We start from the raw sequence: 3,253 nt of genomic DNA, 5'->3' as shown, positions 1-3,253 counted from the left end.
ATGCTATAGGGGCTGCTTCGCAGCCCAGCGCGAGCAAGCTCGCTCACGACAACAGACCGTCACAGCTGACCCAGCACCGGGGTACTCACGTGCACATCGGCGTTCTGCCCACGATTGCGCAGCAGGTGATCCATCAACACGATGGCCATCATGGCTTCGGCGATCGGCGTAGCACGGATGCCCACGCACGGATCGTGGCGGCCCTTGGTGATCACGTCCACTGGGTTGCCGTGCACATCGATCGAACGGCCCGGCGTGGTGATGCTCGACGTGGCCTTGAGCGCCAGGTGGGCAACAATCGGCTGGCCGGAGGAAATACCGCCGAGGATGCCGCCCGCGTTGTTGCTCAGGAAACCCTCAGGCGTCATTTCATCGCGATGCTCGGTGCCGCGCTGGGACACGCAAGCGAAGCCGGCGCCGATTTCCACGCCTTTCACCGCGTTGATGCTCATCAACCCGTGGGCCAGCTCGGCATCGAGGCGGTCGAAAATCGGCTCGCCCAGGCCCGGTTTCACACCTTCGGCCACCACGGTGATCTTGGCACCGACGGAGTCCTGATCGCGACGCAACTGGTCCATGTAGGCTTCCAGTTCCGGCACTTTGTCCGGGTCGGGGCTGAAGAAGGCGTTGTCTTCAACACTGTCCCAAGTCTTGAACGGGATTTCGATTGGCCCCAACTGGCTCATATAGCCACGGATGACGATGCCCTGGGTGGCCAGGTACTTCTTGGCAATGGCACCGGCGGCCACACGCATCGCGGTTTCGCGGGCCGAGCTGCGGCCACCGCCACGGTAGTCGCGCTCACCGTATTTGTGATGGTAGGTGTAGTCGGCGTGGGCCGGACGGAACAGATCCTTGATCGCCGAGTAGTCCTTGGACTTCTGGTCGGTATTGCGGATCAGCAGGCCGATGGCGCAACCGGTGGTGCGGCCTTCGAACACGCCGGAGAGGATTTCGACTTCGTCGGGTTCCTGGCGCTGGGTCGTGTGGCGGCTGGTGCCGGGCTTGCGGCGGTCGAGGTCACGCTGCAGGTCTTCCAGGGACAGCTCGAGGCCGGGCGGGCAGCCGTCGACAATGGCGACCAACGCCGGGCCATGGCTTTCGCCCGCGGTGGTGACAGTGAACAGCTTGCCGAAGGTATTGCCGGACATGCAGGGCGCTCCGTGAAATCAGTTGAATCAAGTCAACCGTAATAACTTAAGGCGGCCAGTATACGCAGGCTATCGTACTAGTTCATCCTCGAAACCTTACCGGTAGGCGTTGGTCCAACCGGCACCTTCCTCATGATGGCGCGATGATGCTGCGAGTTTTGCTTTTGACCCTCACCCTGTTTTCCAGCCTTGGCTTTGCCGCCTCCCCTGTTGTGCTGCAACGCCCCATCAGCCTGGACACCGGCAGCGGCGAGCTGTTCGGTTCGCTCTTGCTGCCCAAATCCGACAAGCCGGTGCCGGTGGTATTGATCATCGCCGGTTCAGGCCCCACCGACCGCAACGGCAACAGCGCCGACGGTGCCCGCAACGACAGCCTCAAGCGCCTGGCCTGGGTACTCGCCCGACATAACATCGCCAGCGTGCGCTACGACAAGCGCGGGGTCGCCGCCAGCCTGGCCGCCACCCCCGACGAGCGCAACCTGACCCTCGACGCCTATGTGGCCGATGCCGTGGCCTGGGGCAAGCTGCTCAAGGCTGACTCCCGCATGGGCCCGTTGATCGTGCTGGGCCATAGCGAAGGCGCGCTGGTCGCCGCCCTCGCCGCGCCGCAACTTGACCCGGCAGGCGTCATCTCCCTCTCCGGCAGCGCCCGGCCGGTGGACCAGGTGATCCGTCAACAACTGGCCGACCACCTGCCCCCAGCCCTGTTGCTGCGCAGTAATGAAATCCTCGACCACCTCAAGGCCGGCCAGGTAGATGTGGAAGTACCTCGCCCACTGGAGGGCATTTTCCGCCCCAGCGTACAGCCTTATCTGATCAGCCTGTTTCGTGCCGACCCTTCGGCCGCTTTCGCCAAGCTGAAGATGCCAGCGCTGATCATCCAGGGCACCAACGACATCCAGGTGGGCGTCGGCGATGCCCAGTTGTTGAAAAAGGCCAAGCCGGACGCCCAACTGACAGTGATCGAGGGTATGAACCACGTGATGCGCATCATCCCCAAGGATGTGAAGGAGCAACTGGAGTCCTACAACGACCCGCAACTGCCCCTCGCCGCCGAGTTGGGCCAACGCATCGTGCGTTTTATCGACGGACTTGGGCCCCGATAAGCGACTATTTGCCTCCAGTCCTGAAGAAAGCGGCCGATAAGCCCAGAGTCGACAGCAAAAAAGACTGCCGACTCGCAAGGCTTGGACAGGATCGCGCCGCATGACAACCACCGAAGCAACACCAGAACCTACCGCCGACACCCCGGCTGAAAAAACCGAGGCCGTCGAGGCGGCGGCACTGCCGTGGGCGGATGTACAGGCCGAACATTTCAAGATGCTGCGCCTGGCGCCCCTGGCCACGGATCGCGCCACCGGCGTGCGGCCGTTGCGCTTTGTGCAGTTCGGCTATGCCGAGCGCCATGACAAACGCCACAGCCTGCTGCGCATGGTTATCCAATTGCCAGGGCAGCGCGTGCGCCGTGAGCAGAATCACCTGGATATCTGGGTCGATCACGATACTCACCGCGTGCACTTCGGACCAGGCAATAGCCTGGAAATCGAGCCAGCCAACCGTGGGCTGGGGCGCTTTCTGGTCGCTCAAGGCGCCGCTTGGGCCAAAAAGAAGTGGTCACATTACCGTGTCGACGGCGTGGACCTGGCCAACAAAGACGCACTGAACGAAGCCACGCGCCTGCGCCGCGATCACTTCCTGCGTATCCAGGGTTTTGACGTGGCCTATGCCGACGTGCAACACCTCAAGGGCACTGTGCAGCCGGGCAAAGTCAGCGAAGTGCTGGACAGCTGGAACACCGAGAAGGTGCAGTTCGTGGAGATCCTTGAAGCCGCACAGATGCTGCAGCAGGCCGAGCACAACCTGGCCGAGCAGGAAGTGAAGTTGCGCAAGGAAGAAGAGAAGGTCACCAAGTTCAAGCGTGAGGACAGCGGGCTGCGTTTTACCATCACCTGTCTGGTGGCGTTTACGGTATTTCAGGCGGGATTGTTGATCTGGATTGCCACACACCGCTGAGAGCGAGGTGAAATGCAATCAAAATGTGGGAGCGGGCTTGCTCGCGAATGCGGTGTATCAGCCAATACATTAGGTGACTGATCCACCGC

At 62.0% G+C, this 3,253-nt stretch carries 3 protein-coding genes; 2 read left to right on the top strand and 1 reads right to left on the bottom strand.

The window, feature by feature from the left end:
* Positions 1-59 precede the first annotated feature (59 nt).
* Positions 60-1,151, bottom strand: a complete 1,092-nt coding sequence (gene aroC, locus ACRESD_RS21165; RefSeq protein WP_431752689.1) for a chorismate synthase — start codon at positions 1,149-1,151, stop codon at positions 60-62.
* Positions 1,152-1,294: 143 nt separating this feature from the next.
* Between aroC and ACRESD_RS21160 the strand changes: the two genes are divergently transcribed.
* On the top strand, positions 1,295-2,257 hold the full coding sequence (locus ACRESD_RS21160) for an alpha/beta hydrolase (RefSeq protein ID WP_431752688.1): 963 nt from the start codon (positions 1,295-1,297) through the stop codon (positions 2,255-2,257).
* Positions 2,258-2,357: 100 nt separating this feature from the next.
* Entirely contained in the window at positions 2,358-3,164 is an 807-nt protein-coding gene (locus ACRESD_RS21155; RefSeq protein WP_431752687.1) for a hypothetical protein, read from the top strand.
* Positions 3,165-3,253 lie beyond the last annotated feature (89 nt).

The sequence above is a fragment of the Pseudomonas sp. genome, assembly GCF_050739995.1.
GTDB lineage: Bacteria > Pseudomonadota > Gammaproteobacteria > Pseudomonadales > Pseudomonadaceae > Aquipseudomonas.
This window is presented reverse-complemented; position numbering and strand designations above follow the sequence as displayed.